Origin of the sequence: Janthinobacterium sp. AD80, assembly GCF_002878455.1 — a bacterium.
Classification (GTDB): Bacteria; Pseudomonadota; Gammaproteobacteria; order Burkholderiales; family Burkholderiaceae_D; genus Janthinobacterium.
Genome location: NZ_NRDQ01000083.1, coordinates 19,026 through 37,172, shown reverse-complemented (window position 1 = coordinate 37,172; position 18,147 = coordinate 19,026). Strand labels below are relative to the sequence as shown.

Genomic DNA, 18,147 nt, shown 5'->3' with positions numbered 1-18,147 from the left:
AGCGATGCGCCGGGGCGCCGGCCCCAAGTTGCTTTCGCCAGCAGGACGTGTAGGCCGGATTGGCCCGCAGGGCGTAATCCGGCAAGGCCGCTGGCTGGACATCAGCATTTGAATATTAAATCGGGAGCTATCATGTTTCTAACCCAGGAAATCATCCGCAAAAAGCGCGACAAGGGCGTGCTGAGCGCCGAGGAAATCCAGTTTTTCGTGCGCGGCATTACTGACGGCAGCGTCAGCGAAGGACAGATCGCGGCGCTGGGCATGGCCGTCTTTTTCAACGACATGAACATGGACGAGCGCGTGGCGTTCACCCTGGCCATGCGCGATTCCGGCCATGTGCTGGACTGGCGCGCGCTGAACCTACCCGGTCCTGTCGTCGACAAGCATTCGACGGGCGGGGTGGGCGACGTCGTTTCCCTGCTGCTCGGGCCCATGGTCGCCGCGTGCGGCGGCTACGTGCCGATGATCTCGGGCCGTGGCCTCGGCCACACGGGCGGCACCCTGGACAAGTTCGACGCCATTCCCGGCTACTGCACGGTGCCGGACAATGAACTGTTCCGCAAGGTGGTGCAGGAGATCGGCGTGGCCATCATCGGCCAGACGGCGCAGCTGGCGCCGGCCGACAAGCGCTTCTACAGCATCCGCGACGTCACCGCCACGGTGGAATCGGTGGCCATGATCACCGGCTCCATCCTGTCGAAGAAACTCTCGGCCGGCCTGGACGCGCTGGTAATGGACGTGAAAGTGGGTTCTGGCGCCTTCATGCCGACCTACGACAAATCGGTGGAACTGGCCGAAAGCATCGTCGCCGTCGGCAACGGTGCGGGCATGCAGACGTCGGCCATTCTGACGGACATGAACGAATCGCTGGCGCCGTACGCCGGCAATGCGCTGGAAGTGCGCGGCGCCATGGACTATCTGACGGGCCGTTCGCGTCCCGCGCGCCTGCACGAAGTGACACTGGCGCTGTGCGCCGAGATGCTGGTGCTGGGCGGCCTGGCCGCCACCGAGGAAGAAGCGCGCGTGAAATTGATGGCGGCTCTCGATTCGGGCGAGGCGGCCGAACGTTTCTCGCGCATGGTCTCCGCCTTGGGCGGCCCGGCCGATCTGGTCGAACATCCGGACAAGCACCTGGAACAGGCGCCGTTCATCGTGCCGGCGCCGGCGCTGTCGGCCGGCTTTGCGAATGTGCGCGATTGCCGCGCCATCGGCCTGGCCGTCGTGGCCCTCGGTGGTGGCCGCGGCCGTCCGACGGACAGCATCGACTTCGCCGTCGGCCTGACCGACCTCGTGGGCCTGGGCGAACAGGTGGCCGTTGGCCAGCCGCTGGCCATGGTGCACGCGCGCACGGAAGCGGCGGCGCAGCAAGCCGTCAGGGAAATCCAGCAAGCGTATGACATCAGCGCGGTGGCCTTGCCGGCCAATCCGGTGATTTACCGTACCATTCGACCGTAACTATTTTTAGCCCCAAAGCAGGGTCTGGGGTCGGTCCTTGCAGGATTGGAATGCGTACCATTGGAACGCATTCCCCCTCAGGGTGCGACCCCGGCCTTTGCGGGTTTTACAGGTAAATAATCAAATGAACAACCAAGAACTGATCGCCGAAGCCAACGCCGGCCGTGAACTGGCGTACGCGCCATATTCGCGCTTTAAAGTGGGCGCGGCGCTGCTGTGCAAGGATGGCCGCGTCTTCCGTGGCTGTAACGTGGAAAACGCCGCCTATGGCCTGTGCAACTGCGCCGAGCGCACGGCGTTTTTCAGCGCCATCGCGCATGGCTGCAAACCGGGCGACTTCGCCAGGCTGGCCGTGACGGGCGACACGGCCGAACCGATTTCGCCATGCGGCGCCTGCCGCCAGGTGATCTTCGAGATGGGCGGCGCCGACCTGCCGGTGATCCTCACCAATCTGAAGAACGACATCATGGAAGTGACGGCAGGCTGGCTGCTGCCGCACGGCTTTGGCAATTCCGACCTGGACATGAAGTAACTTAGGCAATGGCACCAGCTTGAACAAGACGATCGACATCCAGGCCGCCGTGGCCATCGCCGCGGCTGAAGCCCTGGCGGCCAAGACGCAGGGTACCTTCGGCGTGGGCGGCGTGCTGCTCGACGGCGCCGGTAACGTGCTGCAATCGATGCACAACAACGTCGTGCGCCACGGCCTGGTATTCGATCCCACCGCGCATGGCGAACGCCAGCTGGTGGACTGGTATTTCGCCGAGCGGGCCAAGGGCACGTCCTTGCCGCCACCGGGCGAACTGACCATCGTCACGTCGCTCGACCCGTGCTGCATGTGCACGGGGGCGATTCTGGCCGCCGGTTTCAATGTGGTGGTGGCCGCGCCCGATGTCAATGCTGGCATCAACTACGATGGCAGCGCCACCTTCATGGCGCTGCCGCCGCCGCTGCAGGCGCAGGCGGGCCGCAGCTTCTGTTATCCGGCCGTGCGCGGCGCCACCGTGTATGCGCGGCTGCCGTCCGGCGCCGCGCCCCGGTCTTTTTTCATCGGCAAGAGCATCTACGAAGCGACGCAGGCTTTGTGCTCGCTGGTGTTCGAGTCGACGTCGGCGCAGGTGATGCAGCTGCTGAATGCTGGCGACGATGAGCCGCGGCGCGACCCTGCCACCTTGCCGTCCGAGCATCCGGTGGTGCGCGCCTTGCGCCGCCGTTACCCCGATGCCCTGACTTACCGCTGCGCGCCGCACGCGCCCGATGCGGGCCTGGCGCCCTTCCTGCAGGCGGCCATGGAGCAGGACGTGCGCGATGGCGGCCAGGGCGATGCTGCCGCCTTGCTCGACTCCTTCGGCAACCTGCTGCTGTGCATGCCGGGAAAATCGGCGCAATCGGCTATCCGCACGCCGTTCATGGAATGCACGCGCCAGTATGCGCAGCTGCGTTTTGAATTGATGGCCAGCGCGGAGCCGGCGCTGCAGGAAGAGATCAAACGCTATCTGGGCCATCCGAAGCACGGTACCTTCGTGCTGGCCGTCGGCCCGGACGACAGCGCCGCCAGTTTCATGACCCTGGGCGCCTACGGCTCCACCATGGAAGGGGCGCTGCCGGAAAATAATCCGGCGCAGTTCCAGTACGTGCGCCCGGCCATGGCGCAAGATGCGCTGCTGGCGCTGTGCGATGCCATGCCGCCCCTGTACCGCAAACTGATACGCATCCGGCCGCGCCAGGTGGCAAGCCAGGCCTTGATCAGCGCACTGGCTTAGGCGTCATCGTCCGGCAGGTTTTTCAGTAAAAAGTCGCGCACGTTCTCGCCGGCGACGCGGCGTACCTGCGCTTCCGACAAGCCCGCGTCGAGCAGCGCCTGCGTCAGGCGCGGCAAGCCGGCAGCGTCGATGGCGGTGGTGACGGCGCCGTCGAAGTCCGAGCCATACGCCACGTGCTGCGCGCCAATCAGTTTGACCGTGTAGGCGATGGCGCGCGCGATCGAGGCCACGTCCTTGCCGCAGACGGCCGTATTCCAGAATCCGATGCCCACCAGGCCGCCTTGGGCGGCGATGCGTTTGAGCTGTGCGTCGCTGAGGTTGCGGCCGTTGGCGCAGGTGCCGCGCACGCCCGTGTGCGAGACCATCACGGGGCGTTTCGCCAGCGTCAATACCTCGTCGATGGTGGCCGGCGAGGCGTGCGCCAGATCGACGATCATCTTGCGCTCTTCCATGGCGCGCAGCCATTGCCGGCCCAGCGGCGTCAGGCCGCCTTTTTTCAAGCCATGCTGGGAGCCGGACAGTTCCGTGTCGAAGAAATGCGTGGGCGCGGCCATGCGGAAACCGGCCTGGTACAAGGTGTCGAGGTTGTCCAGCTTGCCTTCGAGCGCATGCGCGCCTTCCAGTGTCAGCCAGCCGGCCATCAGGGCCGGGTCCTTCTCGCGCGCGGCGACGAAGCTGCGCAGCTGCGCGCGGCTGCCAATGACGCGCAGCTTGCCATGGCTCTTGCCCGCTTGCTGGCGCAGCTCGTCGGCCTGGTAAGTGGCGCGCGCCAGCAGGCTGTTCCAGGTGGCCGGCGGCAAGCCCTGCGCCATCACCAGGGCCGTGATGTTGTCCGTGTCGCTGCCATTGCGCTCGATATTCATCTTGCGCGGCGTCTTGGTGACGACGGAAAAAGCTTGCAGGGCCACGTTGCCCCGTTGCATGCGGGGAAGGTCGACATGGCCGCGCTGGCTGTCGCGGTTCAGGTCGCGCTGCCACAGCAGGCTGTCCGCGTGCAGGTCGGCGACCCACAGGTTGCGGTGCAAGGCCAGAGTGGCCGTCGATGGCGCCTTGCCGGATGGAGGATGGACGCGGTTGAAATGCTCGTCGACGAGGACGGGGGCGGACAGCAAGCCGCCAACCAGCGCAAGGCTGGCGGCGGCGATGGTACTGATGATCATTGTTCTCCGTTTCACCATGGGTCGTAAGTGCCCAGGCTCCAGATGTGGCCTTCCGGATCGCGGCATGTAAAGCCGCGTCCGCCGTAATCTTCATCCTTGATGTCGAGCACGATCTCGGCGCCGGCTTCGCGCGCGCGGCGATAGACGGCATCGGCATCGTTGACGACCAGGTAGCAGCTTTGCGTGTTGGCATTGCCGATCTCGCCCGGCTGCTTCATCAGGCGGCCATACTCGCCATCGACCACGGAACCGAGCATGATCATGCCGTTGCCATAGCTGAGCTGCGCATGGGCGATGCCGCCGTCGCTGTCGGGGACAACCAGCTGTTTTTCAAAGCCGAATGCCGTGCAGAGCCAGTCGATGGCCGCAGGCGCATCGCGGTAGCGCAGGCAGGGAATGGTGGTGGCCCTCGTGTCTTTGGCTGTCGTGGTCATATGGAAACTCCTATCGGGGAATGGAGTAGTTTCGATCGTGAATGCTGCATGGCGTTCACCATGACGGGTATAGATGGCAAGGATCTTGATACCTGTCATGGCCGCGCTTCACTATATGCCACTCTCGTCCGCCCTACAAGAGTGTCACGCCTGCGGCGGCTGCTCCTGCTGCGCCGTTTTCTTGTCCCAGCTGAAGCCGCCCGCATTGCCGGCCCATTTCAGCAGCAGGAACACAAGGAACAGGGTGATGGCCAGCGGCAGGATGGTGATGACGAAAGCCAGGCCGATGGCGCAGGCCAGCAACATGGGCCAGGACATGGCCGACAGCGCATCGAGGCCCTGGCGCGCATACGCGCACAGCGCGTTCCAGAATTCCGTAAAGGATGTGCTGCCCGGTGCCGAATTGATGTCTTTCATGCTGCTCTCCTGTCGTCGTTAGTGCCGTTGCCGTCGTGATGGCCTGGCGATGAAGCAACTATAGCCAGGCTTTTGCTGACTGGCACCCGGTCTGCGACGAATTGCAGGCTGGGCGGAACGAACGACGACAGGCGACGACAGGCGGTTATTCGAAGATTTTCAGCTTGAGCTGGAAGCTGAGCGCGCCATACAGCCGGTCTTTATACGATGGCACGATGGCGATATTCACGCCCACGCGCTGGTATTCGTAGCTGATGGTGGGCACCAGGGCGGGAAACCAGCCGCCGTCGCGCATCTTCGGATATCCGCTGAAGCCGCCAACGACGGCACCCACGCGGAACGGCCCCATCTGGATGGGCTGGTAATACACGCCCACGTAGTTCGAGTAGGCGCGGTCGCTATTGTAGAAGCGTCCGGCCGTCGCCGAGGCAACGGTGGAAAAACGGTATTCGGCGCCCAGGCCAGGATTGCTGTCGTTCAGGTTCTTGTCGCGCTGGAAATGATAGGAATAAAAGCCCGCATTGAGCCAGGTTTCGCTGAGCGGCTTGTTCTCGATCAGGTTGAAAACATCGGCTTGCGCGCCGCAGGCATACGCCAGCAACAGGGCGGCTAGTGACAATCGTTTCATGCGTGCTATATCCTTTTTGATCTGGTGGTCTGGTGGCATGCCTGGGCTGGCGCTGCCGCGATCGTATCACCAAGTCCGCCTTGGCTCTAGGCAATATTGAAAACGCAGAACAGGCGGTCGTTTGCCGGCCTGTTTCTGGTATGCCGGCATGGTTACGCCGTTTCCCGGGCGGGCTGAAAAGAATGATTCTCATCGTGCAACTATATTTGCATTATTGTTACAAAAGTTGTTGGTTTGCGACATATCAAATTCGATGGATATGATATTCTGGCGTCAAGTTAATTTTCTTTTTGGAAATAAAATGTCAACCATGTTCAAATCACCATTCGTTCTCGTTTTGTCGACCGTCTTTGCCGCCGGCGCCGCGCAAGCTGGTGTTGTCGATCTGGGCATCGGTGGCGCCAATTTCTATTCCCTGAGCAACTTCACCGCTTCCGGCAGCGATGTCGAAGGCGGCGTGCTGGTCGCCGGTAACCTGTCGGCGTCGAGCTATTCGATCAATGACAAGAACAAGGATGCTTACGTCTCGCATGGCAATACCGGCTATGCGCTGGTCGTTGGCGGCAACCTGAACTACAGCTCCGGCTCGATCAAGAACGGCAACTACTATGTGGGCGGCACGACGACGACCAGCAGCGTGGGCCTGAACACGGCAAGCAAGACGACGGCCTCGCCCGTATCGTTTGCCACCACCTCGGCCCAGCTGAAAAACACCTCGACGTCGCTGTCGAACGTGGCGGCCACGGGCAGCAGCTCGGTGGCCTATGGCGGCATGACCCTGAAAGGCGGCACGGGCAATGTGCAGGTGTTCGACCTGACTTCCGCGGCGCTCGGTTCGGTGAACAACTTCAAGTTCAGCAACCTGCACACGAATGACACGCTGATCCTCAACATCAGCGGCACGGACGTGACCCTGAGCGGCGGCTATGACGGGTTCAAGAACTACAATGTGCTGTACAACTTCTATGAAGCGAAAAACCTGACCTTCAGCAATGTTGGCCTGTATGGCAGCGTCCTGGCGCCGCTGGCAAACGTGGCCGGTGGCGGTGGCCAGATCAATGGCAGCGTGGTGGTGGGGAACTGGGCCTCGAACATCCAGGTCAATGCCAATCACTATTTCAACGCCACCAACGTGGCCGGTTATGTATCGGCCGTGCCGGAACCGGAAACCTATGCCATGCTGCTGGCCGGCCTGGGCCTGGTCGGCTTCATGGCGCGCCGCCGCAAGAACAAGAGCGCAGCCTGAACGCCGCTGGCTGACTGAAAACCGCCTGCACGGCGGTTTTTTTTCGTCGCGTCATACCTTCACGGCCGCCAGCACCATTTGCACGATCAGGCTCTCGGCGTCATCGTAATCCTTGCGCGCGAGCTGCTTGCGGTCCAGCACCAGGCTCATTTGCGCGGAAAAATCCGCATACGATTGCGTCATGGCCCAGATGGCGAACATCAGGTGCGTGGCATTCACGGGTGCGATCTTGCCGGCGGCGATCCATGCCTCGAAGACGGCGATATCCTTGCGCAGCAGCGGCACGACCCTGTCGCGTATCTGCGCGCCGTACAGGGGCGCGCCGTTGATCACTTCCAGCGCATACACGCGCGACGCCCACGGCTGCTCGCGCGAAAAGCGCAGCTTGGCGCCGATATACGCGCGCAGCACGTCGGCCGGCTCCTCGTGTCCGTGGGCCAGCATGTCCATGCGCGCCAGCCAGTCGTCGAGCACGTCGTCGAGCACGCGCTGGTACAGCGCCTGCTTGCTGGGAAAGTAATACATCAGGTTTTGCTTCGACAGGCCGGCCCGCTCGGCGATGGTGGCGATCGACGCGCCTTCGTAGCCGCTTTCGGCAAACACGCGCACGGCCTGTTCGCGGATGTCCGCTTCCAGGCGGTCGCGGTTTTGCAGGCGCCGGCCGCCAGTATTTTTCACGGGAAGGGCAGGGGATTTGTCGCTGGCCATGGCGGGTTCTTTAGCGTGGACGGATCGATTGCAAAAAGGCTTGCAGCACGGGCGTATCGGTATAGGCCACGTTGAAACGGAACCACACCGTCTCGGGCGCGCGCAGCATGAAAAACTCGTTCGGCGACAGCAGAATGCCGGCCTTTAATGCCATGTCGGCGATGACTTTCCCATTCCACTCCGGCGTCTGGACGTCGGCCCAGCCGGCGCTGACGAACATGCCGCCGCGCGGGCGCGCCACGGGCGCCATGCCGGCCTGCGCCAGGCAGTCGATGCTGCGCTCGCGGGCCGCATCGAGCTGCGTCACCAGCCGTTCGATCATGCGCTTGTAGGGCCGCGCGGAGACGGCGTGGTAGACGGCGCGCTCGTTGATTTCCGACGTCGTCAGGCCCGCCAGCATTTTTACGCGTACCAGTTCGGCCACCAGCGACGGCGACGCGCAGATCGACCCCACGCGCAGCACCGGCGACAGGGTCTTGGAAAAGCTGCCCACGCGGATCACGCGGCGCAAGCCGTCCATGGCGGCCAGCGATGCGTCGCCGCGTGCCGCCAGTTCGCGGTAGATATCGTCTTCCACCAGCCAGAAATCGAATTGCTCGGCCAGGGCCAGCAAGCGGTGGGCCTGCGCCTGGTTCAAGGACGTGCCCAGCGGATTTTGCAGCACCGTGTTGACGAACATGAGCTTGGGCTGCGTGCGTGCCGCTTCCAGCGCCAGCGCTTCGAGGTCGAGTCCCGCCTCGCCGCGTGCGATGCCGACGGGAATGCAGCCGTGGTGGCGTATCAGCGACTGCAGGTTGCTGTAGCCGGGGTCTTCCACCAGCACCGTGTCGCCCGGCTTGGTCAGGCTGCGCAGGATCAGGTCGAACGCGTGCGTGGCCCCATGCGTGAGCAGAACCTGGTCCGCCTCCACCTGGAACAGCTCTTCCGACAAGGTGGCGGCCAGGTGCTGGCGCAGCGAGGGGAAGCCGAGCGGATGGCCATAGCCGCGCAGGCGGCTGGCGGGGATGCGCATGGCCTGGCGCACGGCGTCGAGCACCGTCGCCTCGCCATACAGTTCCGGCGGCAGCCAGCCCGCGCCCACGGGCAGCGCTTCCGAGACGCCCGAATACAGGTCCGGCGTGAGGGCGTCGATGGCGGTGGGGCTGGCATGGATAGTTGTCTGCGGCGTCGCAGCGATATCGTGGCGCGCAACAAAATAGCCGGAACCGCGCCGCGACGACAGCAGGCCCAGATTGACCAGGCGGTCGTACGATTCGACGACGGTAAATGTCGACACGCCATTGCAGCGGGCGAACTGGCGCACGGACGGCATGCGCGTGCCGATGCGCAGGGCGCGGCTGCCTACCATGACGCTGATGGCGATGACGATCTGCTCGACCAGGCCGCCCTTTTTCTGGCGGTCGATGTCCAGCACCGGCCAGCCACTGGCGTTACCTTCGCCCTCGTCCTGCTTCACGTTGTGCGTCACCGGTGGCTCCTTTGCTGCCTTGCACAAAACTGTAGTGGTTTTTCGACCTGTACGGTTGGGATACTTTGCCGTTTGTGTATCTGTGCCTTCAAGGATGGCCTGTCTATTATTACATCAGCTTTTTGCCAACTGGTAAATTATTTTACGCTCCGTCAAAAACGATATTGGCGTGGCGGCAGCCCATCACTAGGAGAAGGTCATGAACGAATCAAGGCCGGAATCGATGTCGGCATTCTGGATGCCGTTTACCAACAACCGTGATTTCAAGGCCAACCCGCGCTTGCTGGTGTCGGCCGAAGGCATGTACTACAAGGACGTCGACGGCAATGCCATCCTCGATGGCACGGCCGGCCTGTGGTGCGTGCCGTGCGGCCATGCTCAGCCGAAAATCGTCGGCGCCATCCGCGAGATGGTGGGCCAGCTGGACTTCGCGCCCACCTTCCAGATGGGCCATCCGGCCGCCTTCGAGCTGGCGGAAAAACTGATGGACTACACGGGCCATAAATTCGGCCACGTCTTTTACACCAACTCCGGTTCCGAAGCGGTGGACACGGCCCTGAAAATCGCGCTGGCGTATCACAAGGCGCGCGGCGAGGGTGGTCGCACGCGCCTGATCGGCCGCGAACGCGGCTACCACGGCGTGGGCTTTGGCGGCATTTCCGTGGGCGGCATCGGCGGCAACCGCAAGACCTTCGGCCCGCTGCTGCCCGGCGTGGACCATTTGCCGCACACGCACAACCTGGACAAGAACGCCTATACGGTGGGCGAGCCGGAATACGGCACGCACCTGGCCGATGAACTCGAACGCATCGTCGCCCTGCACGACGCCTCGACGATCGCCGCCGTCATCGTCGAACCGGTGGCCGGTTCCACGGGCGTGCTGATCCCGCCGAAAGGCTACCTGAAACGCTTGCGCGAGCTGTGCACCAAGCACGGCATCCTGCTCATTTTCGATGAGGTCATCACGGGCTTCGGCCGCATGACGACGCCGTTCGCGTTTGATTATTTCGACGTCGAGCCGGACCTGATGACGACGGCCAAGGGGCTGACCAATGGCATGGTGCCGATGGGCGCCGTGTTCAGCAAAAAGCATATCCACGACGCTTTCATGGACGCTCCAGCCGGCATCGAACTGTTCCACGGCTACACGTACTCTGGCCACCCGCTGGCCTGCGCCGCCTCGCTGGCGACCCTGCAAGTGTTCGAGGAGCAGGACATCCTCGGCCACGCCAAAGCGATGCAGGCGTATTGGAGCGACGCCGTGCATTCGCTGAAAGGCTTGCCGCACGTGATCGACTTGCGCAGCATCGGCCTGATCGCCGGCATCGAACTCGATCCCATCGCCGGCAAGCCGGGCACGCGCGCCTTCACTGCCTTCAAGCAGGCCTTCGCCGACGGCGTGCTGATACGCACGACGGGCGACATCATCGCCCTGTCGCCACCGCTGGTGCTGGAAAAACAGCATGTCGACGAGCTGTTTGGCAAGCTGGCGAAGGTACTCAAAAATCTCGATTGAACGGCAAACCCAAAAAAAACCCGGGGTCAGACCCCCTCATCCATTAGCGTCGACTTTTGCGTTAGCGGCATTGAGGGTCTGACCCCAGCCTCTGCCCTTGGGGGTTACAAAGGAACACCATGAACGATCTCGACACCATCACCCACTACATCAACGGCGCCAAAGTCGACACCATCAGCGGCCGCTATGCCGACGTCTACAACCCCGCCCTGGGCGAACCTGTGGCACGGGTCGCGCTCGGCACCAGCGAGGAAGTCGACGCAGCCGTGCAGGCCGCCGCCGCCGCCTTTCCTTCGTGGTCCGCCACGCCGCCCTTGACGCGTGCGCGGGTGCTGTTCCGCTACCTGCAGCTGTGCCAGCAGCACACGGACGAATTTGCCGCCATGCTCACGCGCGAACATGGCAAGACGTTTGCCGATGCGCAGGGCGAGGTGGCGCGCGGCATCGAGATGGTGGAGTTTGCCGTCGGCATCCCGCAGCTGTTGAAGGGCGAATTCACCGACCAGATTTCACGCGGCATCGACGCCTGGTCCATGCGCCAGGCGCTGGGCGTGGTGGCCGGCATCACGCCATTCAACTTCCCCGTGATGGTGCCGATGTGGATGTTCCCCGTTGCCATCGCTTGCGGCAATACCTTCATCTTGAAGCCGTCCGAGCGCGATCCATCCGCTTCGCTGCTGCACGCCAAACTGCTGAAGGATGCGGGCTTGCCTGACGGCGTCTTCAACGTGGTACAGGGCGACAAGGTGACGGTCGATGCCTTGCTCGACCATCCCGTGGTGCAGGCCATCAGCTTTGTCGGCTCCACGCCGATTGCCGAATATATCTATGCACGCGGCAGCGCCAGCGGCAAGCGCGTACAAGCCTTGGGCGGCGCGAAAAACCATATGGTGGTGATGCCCGACGCGGACATGGACATGACAGTTGACGCGCTGATCGGCGCCGCCTACGGTTCGGCCGGCGAGCGCTGCATGGCCATCTCCGTGGTGGTGGCCGTGGGCGACGCGGGCGACAAATTGATCGATGCACTGGCAAGGCGCACGGCCGCACTGAAAGTGCGCGACGGCATGGCCGATGGTGCGGAAATGGGACCGGTGGTGTCGCTGGCGGCCAAGCAGCGCATTGAAAAACTGATCGCATCTGGCGTGGAGCAGGGTGCCACCTTGCTTGTCGACGGCCGTAACCATGTTGTGCCCGGACGCGAAAACGGCTTCTTCGTGGGAGGCACCCTGTTCGACCACGTGACGCCGGACATGAACATCTACAAGGAAGAGATTTTCGGCCCCGTGCTGTGCGTGATGCGCTCGCCCGACGTGGTGCACGCGGTGAACCTGATCAACGCCAACGAGTACGGCAATGGTGTGGCCATCTACACGCGCGATGGCGGCGTGGCGCGCGAATTCGTGCGGCAGATACAGGTTGGCATGGTGGGCGTCAACGTGCCCCTGCCCGTGCCGATGGCCTTCAACAGTTTCGGTGGCTGGAAGCGCAGCCTGTTCGGCGACCACCACGCCTACGGCCCCGAAGGCGTACGCTTTTATACGCGCCACAAGGCCGTGATGCAGCGCTGGCCAAACACGGCAAGCGCTGGTGTGGAATTTGCTTTTCCCCAGATGAAGTAAAGGTTTCAAATTACAAGCCGGCCGCACATAACAAGAGGAATACGCGATGATCGAGTCTTTACACTATTTGCCGCATCCCGCCCTGCCCAATGAGGAACTGGCAGGCCACTTCACGGACCTGGCGCCGCCCCTGTCGGCGCGCCAGGCGGCCATCGAAAGTGCCCGCTGCCTGTACTGCTATGACGCGCCGTGCAGCCGCATCTGCCCGTCGGAAATCGACGTGGCCAGCTTTATCCGCAACATCCACGACAAGAACATCAACGGCGCGGCCGCCGGCATCCTGAAGCAGAACATCCTGGGCGGCAGCTGCGCCAGAGTCTGTCCGACGGAAATCCTCTGCGAAGACGTCTGCGTGCGCAACCACGACGCCGAAGGCCAGCCCGTCAAGATCGGCCTGCTGCAGCGCTACGCCGTCGATCACGCACATTTCGCGGCGCACCCGTTCAGACGCGCCGCTGCCACCGGCAAGACGATCGCCATCGTCGGCGCAGGACCGGCCGGCCTGTCGTGCGCGCACCGCCTGGCCATGCTGGGGCACGACGTGGTGATTTTTGAAAAGGAAGGCAAGGCGGGCGGCCTGAATGAATACGGCATCGCCAAGTACAAGCTGACGGACGATTTCGCGCAAAAGGAGGTCGCGTTCCTGCTCGATATAGGCGGCATTGAGATCCGATGTCGCCAGGTGCTGGGTGAAAACCTGCACCTGCGCGAACTGCACGCGCAGTACGACGCCGTGTTCCTGGGGCTGGGCCTGGGCGCCAGCCGCAAGCTGGGATTGACGGGCGAGGACGCGCCGGGATTGCTGGCTGCCGTCGACTACATCGCCGCGCTGCGCCAGGCCGATGACCTGGCCGCGCTGCCCGTGCCGAAGCGGGCCATCGTCATCGGCGCCGGCAATACGGCCATCGACATGGCCGTGCAAATCCAGCGCCTGGGCGCCGAGGAAGTCACCCTCGTCTACCGGCGCGGCTTCGACGCCATGACGGCTACCCACCATGAACAGGAGATCGCCAAGGCCAACCAGGTGCGCATGCTGACGTGGGCCCAGCCGCAGCAGGTGCTGCTCGATGGCGCGGGCAACGTGGCGGGCATGCGCTTCGAAAAAACCGCCATGCAGGGCACGCGCCTGGCGGGCACGGGCGAAACATTTGACGTGGCGGCCGACGCCATTTTCAAGGCCATCGGCCAGAGCCTCGACACGGACGTGCTGCATGACCCGATGGCGTCGCTGCTGCGGCGCGAGGGCGACAAGATCGCTGTCGATGCGCGCTTTCGCACGGTGCTGCCGGGGATCTACGCGGGCGGCGACTGCGTGGCGCCGGGGCAGGACTTGACGGTGCAGGCCGTCCAGCATGGCAAGCTGGCCGCACTGGCCATCCATGCCGATATTCTTTCCAAAGTGGAGGCTGCATAATGGCTGATCTCAGCATCGAATTTTGCGGCATCAAGTCGCCGAACCCTTTCTGGCTGGCGTCCGCGCCACCGACCGACAAGGCCTATAACGTGGTGCGCGCTTTTGAAGCGGGGTGGGGCGGCGTGGTGTGGAAAACCCTGGGGGAAGACCCGGCCGCCGTCAACGTCTCGTCGCGCTATTCCGCCCTGTATGGCAAGAACCGCGAAGTGGTGGGCTTCAATAACATCGAACTGATTACCGACCGTTCGCTGGAGATCAACCTGCGCGAAATCACGCAAGTGAAAAAGGACTGGCCCGACCGCGCCATCGTCGTCTCGCTGATGCTGCCCTGCGAAGAGCATTACTGGGCCGATATCCTGCCCAAGGTCGAAGCGACGGGCGCGGATGGCATCGAGCTCAATTTCGGCTGCCCGCACGGCATGCCGGAACGGGGCATGGGCGCGGCCGTGGGCCAGGTTCCCGAATATGTGCAGATGGTCACGGCCTGGTGCAAGAAGCACAGCAAGCTGCCCGTCATCGTCAAGCTCACGCCGAACATCACGGACGTGCGCATGCCGGCGCGCGCAGCCAAGGCAGGCGGCGCCGATGCCGTCTCGCTGATCAACACCATCAACTCGATTACCTCGCTCGATCTGGACCGCATGGTGGCCTTGCCCATCGTCGGCGGCGCCAGCACGCACGGAGGCTATTGCGGCGCGGCCGTGAAACCCATCGCGCTGAACATGGTGGCGGAAATCGCCCGCGATCCGCAGACGCGGGGCCTACCCATTTCCGGCATCGGCGGCATCGGAAACTGGCGCGATGCGGCCGAATTCATCGCCCTGGGCGCCGGCTGCGTGCAGGTGTGCACGGCCGCCATGCTGCATGGTTTCCGCATCGTCGAAGAAATGAAGGATGGCCTGTCGCGCTGGATGGACGAGAAGGGCTATGCATGCATCAGCGACTTTTCCGGCAAGGCCGTGGCCAACACGACGGACTGGAAATACCTGGACATGAATTACCAGGTCATCGCGCAGATCAACCAGGACGACTGCATCAAATGCGGCAAGTGCTACGTGGCCTGCGAAGACACGTCGCACCAGGCCATCGCGCAGCTGATCGACGTGGCCGGCACGCGCAGCTATGAAGTGATCAAGGATGAATGCGTGGGCTGCAACCTGTGCGAAATCACCTGTCCGGTGCAGGGCTGCATCACGATGGTGCCACAGACCACGGGCAAGCCGTACATGAACTGGACGCAGGATCCCAGGAATCCCCGGGCCTTGGCGGAGACGGCATAGGGCACGGTTATTGCGTGCGTTTATTTTATAAACAGCGGCTCGTCTTTGCAGTAAGCTAGATTACTTGAAGCCGAGCCGTTTCCACATTGCCGTATCCCTGGCGCCCGTGCGCGCCAGCGGTCTCACCGATGGAGCAACCCTGTGAACCACGACTACTCAGGCAACACGCAACTCTGGAATGAAGACCTGGCGCCCACCACGGCGGCGCAGCGCACCTGGCGCTGGTACCACTTCGCCGCGCTGTGGGTCGGCATGGTGATGTGCATTCCCGCCTACACCCTGTCGGCCAGCCTGATCGACAGCGGCATGTCCGGCTACCAGGCCGTGCTCACGGTATTTCTTGCCAACGCCATCGTGCTCCTGCCGATGCTGCTGATCGGCCATGCAGGCACCAAGTACGGCATCCCGTACGCCGTGCTGGCGCGTGCCTCGTTCGGCACGGCGGGAGCGCGCCTGCCGGCCCTGATGCGCGCCATCGTCGCCTGCGGCTGGTACGGCATCCAGACCTGGTTCGGCGGCCAGATGATCTACACCCTGATGGGCGTGCTGATGGGCCATGAACTGGGCGGCGAGAAGATTGCCGGCCTGGGTATCAATGGCAGCCAGCTGCTGTGCTTCCTGGCTTTCTGGGCCATCCAGTTCTATTACATCCTGCACGGCATGGAGTCGATCCGCAAACTGGAAACCTATACGGCGCCGCTGAAAATCCTCATCTGCTTCGTGCTGCTGTACTGGGTGCATAGCAAGGCCGGCGGCGTGGGCAGCCTGCTGGACCAGCCATCGCAATTCATCCCCGGCGGTAAAAAAGCGGGCCAGTTCTGGAGCGTCTTCTGGCCATCGTTGACGGCCATGGTGGGTTTCTGGGCCACCCTGGCCTTGAACATTCCCGACTTCACGCGCTTTGCCAAGACGCAGCGCGATCAGGTGCTGGGCCAGTCGATCGGCTTGCCCGTGCCCATGGGCCTGCTGGCCATGCTGGCCGTGATCGTCACGGCAGGCTCCGTCGTCATGTACGGCAAGGCCATCTGGGACCCCGTCGACCTGGCCAGCCGCATGACGGGTGCCGCCGTGCTGATTGCCCTGATCATCCTGCTGATCGACACGGTCAGCGTCAACCTGGCGGCCAACCTGGTGGGGCCCGCATATGACTTTTCCGCGCTGGCGCCCAAGCAGATCTCGTACAAGATGGGCGGCTACATCACGGCTTTCATCGCCATCATCATGATGCCGTGGAAGGTGCTCGAATCGACACAGGGCTACATCTTCACCTGGCTGATCGGCTATTCGGCCCTGCTGGGTCCCATCGCCGGCATCCTCATCGTCGACTATTATTTCGTGCGCAAGACGCAGCTCGACGTCAGGCAGCTGTACCGCGACGACGGCGTCTACTCGTATGGCAGTGGCTGGAACATGGCGGCCCTGATCGCCTTCGTCATTGCCGTGCTGCCGAACATCCCGGGCTTTCTGAATGCGGCCTTTCCCACGGCGTTCCCGGGAGTGGCTGAAGGATTCAAGACCATCTATACCTACGCCTGGTTCGTGGGCGTGGCCATCGCCGCCGTCGTCTACGGCGTCATGATGAAGGGCAAGGTGGCGGCGCACGTGCAGCAGGCGCCGCAGTCGTAATCACTCAAGGAGACAAGATGACTACACTGATACGTGGCGGCACCGTCGTCAACGCCGACCGGGCATTCCGCGCCGATGTGCTGATCGAGGGCGACATCATCGCCGCCGTCGGCGAGAACCTGCCCGTGCCGGCCGGCGCCACGGTGATCGACGCGGGCGGACAGTACGTGATGCCGGGCGGGATCGACACGCACACGCACATGAATTTGCCCTTCATGGGCACCGTGACGTCCGACGATTTTTTCACCGGCACGGCAGCGGGACTGGCGGGCGGCACCACCACCATCATGGACTTCGTCATCCCCGCGCCGAAACAGTCGCTGATCGAGGCCTACCACCAGTGGCGCGAATGGTCGGCCAAGGCGGCCGGCGACTATACCTTCCACGTGGCGATCACCTGGTGGAGCGAGCAGGTGCATGAAGACATGGGCACCCTCGTGCGCGAGCATGGCGTGAACAGCTTCAAGCATTTCATGGCCTACAAAAACGCCATCATGGCCGATGACGAAACCCTGGTAAAAAGTTTTACGCGCTCGCTGGAGCTGGGCGCGCTGCCCACCGTGCATGCGGAAAACGGCGAGCTGGTTTTTCAATTGCAGCAAGCCTTGCTCAAGAAGGGGATCACGGGGCCGCAGGCGCATCCGCTGTCGCGCCCGCCGGCCGTGGAAGCGGAGGCGGCCAACCGCGCCATCGCCATTGCCAACGTGCTCAATACGCCTGTCTACATCGTGCACGTCTCTTGCGCGGAATCGCTGGACGCCATCACGCGTGCGCGCGCGAATGGCCAGCGCGTGTATGGCGAGGCGCTGGCAGGGCACCTGGTGATCGACGACAGCGTCTACCAAAGCGACGATTTTGATTTCGTCGCCGGCCACGTCATGAGCCCGCCGTTTCGCGGCAAGCACCATCAAGCGGCCTTGTGGCATGGTCTGCAAAGCGGCAACCTGCACACGACGGCCACCGACCACTGCACCTTTTGCGCCGAGCAGAAGGCGGCCGGCAAGGATGACTTCACGCGCATCCCGAACGGCTGCGGCGGCGTCGAGGAACGCATGGCCGTGGTGTGGGATGCGGGCGTCAATTCCGGCATGCTGACGCCGTCAGAATTCGTCAAGGTGTCGTCCACCAATGCGGCGCAGATCTTCAATATGTATCCGCGCAAGGGCATCGTCGCCGTCGGCAGCGACGCCGACATCGTGCTGTGGGACCCGCAAGGCACGCGCACCATTTCCGCCGCCACGCAGTTCGCCAAAGGGGGCTTCAATGTCTTCGAAGGACGCACCGTGCGCGGCATCCCCAGCACCACCATCGCCGCCGGCAAGGTGGTGTTCCACAAGGGCGAGTTGATGGCCGTCGAGGGGGCGGGGCGGTATATCGGGCGCCCGGCTTTTTCCGCCACGACCGCATAAG

General features: G+C 63.3%; 16 protein-coding genes. 10 read left to right on the top strand and 6 right to left on the bottom strand.

Translation table 11 applies throughout. The annotated features are described in order from the left end of the window. Window positions 1-132 precede the first annotated feature (132 nt). The 3 genes from deoA to JaAD80_RS16815 all read left to right on the top strand — a co-directional run bounded on the left by deoA (window position 133) and on the right by JaAD80_RS16815 (window position 3,218). The gene (gene deoA / locus JaAD80_RS16825) at window positions 133-1,455 is read left to right on the top strand and encodes a thymidine phosphorylase (protein ID WP_102295659.1); all 1,323 of its coding nucleotides are present in this window, start codon (window positions 133-135) and stop codon (window positions 1,453-1,455) included. A 124-nt stretch (window positions 1,456-1,579) separates the two neighbouring features. After that, a complete protein-coding gene (locus JaAD80_RS16820) occupies window positions 1,580-1,987 on the top strand; it encodes a cytidine deaminase (protein WP_092798106.1) in 408 nt (135 codons plus the stop codon). A 19-nt stretch (window positions 1,988-2,006) separates the two neighbouring features. After that, entirely contained in the window at window positions 2,007-3,218 is a 1,212-nt protein-coding gene (locus JaAD80_RS16815; RefSeq protein WP_102295658.1) for a nucleoside deaminase, read from the top strand. Here JaAD80_RS16815 and JaAD80_RS16810 read toward each other — a convergent pair. The 4 genes from JaAD80_RS16810 to JaAD80_RS16795 all read right to left on the bottom strand — a co-directional run bounded on the left by JaAD80_RS16810 (window position 3,215) and on the right by JaAD80_RS16795 (window position 5,857). Beyond that, complete coding sequence (locus tag JaAD80_RS16810; RefSeq protein WP_102295656.1) at window positions 3,215-4,378, bottom strand: dipeptidase; 1,164 nt, start codon at window positions 4,376-4,378, stop codon at window positions 3,215-3,217. The genes JaAD80_RS16815 and JaAD80_RS16810 overlap by 4 nt on opposite strands. Before the next feature lie 11 nt (window positions 4,379-4,389). Beyond that, on the bottom strand, window positions 4,390-4,812 hold the full coding sequence (locus JaAD80_RS16805) for a VOC family protein (protein ID WP_102295654.1): 423 nt from the start codon (window positions 4,810-4,812) through the stop codon (window positions 4,390-4,392). A gap of 144 nt (window positions 4,813-4,956) precedes the next feature. Continuing rightward, entirely contained in the window at window positions 4,957-5,229 is a 273-nt protein-coding gene (locus tag JaAD80_RS16800; protein ID WP_102295652.1) for a hypothetical protein, read from the bottom strand. A gap of 145 nt (window positions 5,230-5,374) precedes the next feature. Next, a complete protein-coding gene (locus JaAD80_RS16795; RefSeq protein ID WP_374755252.1) occupies window positions 5,375-5,857 on the bottom strand; it encodes a hypothetical protein in 483 nt (160 codons plus the stop codon). A 310-nt stretch (window positions 5,858-6,167) separates the two neighbouring features. Here JaAD80_RS16795 and JaAD80_RS16790 point away from each other — a divergent pair, with 310 nt between their 5' ends. Further along, window positions 6,168-7,103, top strand: a complete 936-nt coding sequence (locus tag JaAD80_RS16790) for a choice-of-anchor A family protein (protein ID WP_102295651.1) — start codon at window positions 6,168-6,170, stop codon at window positions 7,101-7,103. 51 nt (window positions 7,104-7,154) lie between these two features. Here JaAD80_RS16790 and JaAD80_RS16785 read toward each other — a convergent pair whose 3' ends face one another. Further along, window positions 7,155-7,811: a TetR/AcrR family transcriptional regulator gene (locus tag JaAD80_RS16785; RefSeq protein ID WP_102295649.1), complete on the bottom strand. Its 657-nt coding sequence runs from the start codon at window positions 7,809-7,811 to the stop codon at window positions 7,155-7,157. 10 nt (window positions 7,812-7,821) lie between these two features. Further along, a complete protein-coding gene (locus JaAD80_RS16780; RefSeq protein WP_102295648.1) occupies window positions 7,822-9,279 on the bottom strand; it encodes a PLP-dependent aminotransferase family protein in 1,458 nt (485 codons plus the stop codon). Between the two features lie 199 nt (window positions 9,280-9,478). Between JaAD80_RS16780 and JaAD80_RS16775 the strand changes: the two genes are divergently transcribed. The 6 genes from JaAD80_RS16775 to hydA all read left to right on the top strand — a co-directional run bounded on the left by JaAD80_RS16775 (window position 9,479) and on the right by hydA (window position 18,146). Continuing rightward, window positions 9,479-10,795: an aspartate aminotransferase family protein gene (locus tag JaAD80_RS16775; protein WP_102295646.1), complete on the top strand. Its 1,317-nt coding sequence runs from the start codon at window positions 9,479-9,481 to the stop codon at window positions 10,793-10,795. Between the two features lie 119 nt (window positions 10,796-10,914). Beyond that, complete coding sequence (locus JaAD80_RS16770) at window positions 10,915-12,417, top strand: CoA-acylating methylmalonate-semialdehyde dehydrogenase (RefSeq protein WP_102295644.1); 1,503 nt, start codon at window positions 10,915-10,917, stop codon at window positions 12,415-12,417. Window positions 12,418-12,463: 46 nt separating this feature from the next. Further along, window positions 12,464-13,831: an NAD(P)-dependent oxidoreductase gene (locus JaAD80_RS16765; protein WP_102295642.1), complete on the top strand. Its 1,368-nt coding sequence runs from the start codon at window positions 12,464-12,466 to the stop codon at window positions 13,829-13,831. Further along, complete coding sequence (preA, locus tag JaAD80_RS16760) at window positions 13,831-15,111, top strand: NAD-dependent dihydropyrimidine dehydrogenase subunit PreA (RefSeq protein WP_219726836.1); 1,281 nt, start codon at window positions 13,831-13,833, stop codon at window positions 15,109-15,111. Before JaAD80_RS16765 ends, preA begins: the two co-directional genes overlap by 1 nt. Window positions 15,112-15,252: 141 nt before the next feature. After that, complete coding sequence (locus JaAD80_RS16755; RefSeq protein WP_102295639.1) at window positions 15,253-16,737, top strand: NCS1 family nucleobase:cation symporter-1; 1,485 nt, start codon at window positions 15,253-15,255, stop codon at window positions 16,735-16,737. A gap of 17 nt (window positions 16,738-16,754) precedes the next feature. After that, on the top strand, window positions 16,755-18,146 hold the full coding sequence (hydA, locus tag JaAD80_RS16750) for a dihydropyrimidinase (RefSeq protein ID WP_102295637.1): 1,392 nt from the start codon (window positions 16,755-16,757) through the stop codon (window positions 18,144-18,146). Window position 18,147: the final 1 nt, after the last annotated feature.